Origin of the sequence: Pseudomonas sp. RA_35y_Pfl2_P32 (assembly GCF_963970735.1) — a bacterium.
GTDB lineage: Bacteria > Pseudomonadota > Gammaproteobacteria > Pseudomonadales > Pseudomonadaceae > Aquipseudomonas.
The window spans coordinates 1-481 of record NZ_CAXAQF010000267.1 but is presented as its reverse complement, the minus strand read 5'-3'; the positions used below and the strand labels follow the sequence as shown (position 1 = coordinate 481).

1 protein-coding gene is annotated in these 481 nt (G+C 67.4%); it reads left to right on the top strand.

The window, feature by feature from the left end:
• Nucleotides 1-424 (top strand): carboxymuconolactone decarboxylase family protein (locus AACY45_RS28200; protein ID WP_339548754.1); only part of this gene is annotated, 424 nt, incomplete at its 5' end.
• Nucleotides 425-481: the final 57 nt, after the last annotated feature.

Here is a 481-nt window from a genome sequence, read left to right as displayed (position 1 = left end):
CGCAGCGCTCGAGGGTTATCTCGGCCTCAACGGCGCATTGGGCCGCACGCTCGACGCCAAGACCCGCGAACGCATCGCGCTCGCAATCGCGCAGCCAAATGGCTGCGATTACTGCCTGTCGGCGCACACCTATCTCGGCCTCAACCTCGCCAAGATCGACAACGCCGAGGTCGCGCTGAACCGTACCGGTCATTCGGGCGACGCCAAGGCCGACGCCGCCCTTGTCTTCGCGCGAAAGGTGCTCGACGCGCGCGGCCGCGTCAGCGACGCCGACCTCGCCGCAGTGCGTCTGGCCGGCTTTAGCGACGCCCAGGTGATCGAGATCGTGGCGTCGGTCGCGCTCAACGTGCTGACCAACTACATCAACAATGTCGCCGAAACCGACATTGACTTCCCGGTCGTCCTGGCCGCCCAGGCCGCGTGACGCCCTCGTTGGCGGGCCGCGCACCGTGCGCCCGCCAACGATGTCCCCTTTTCCAGC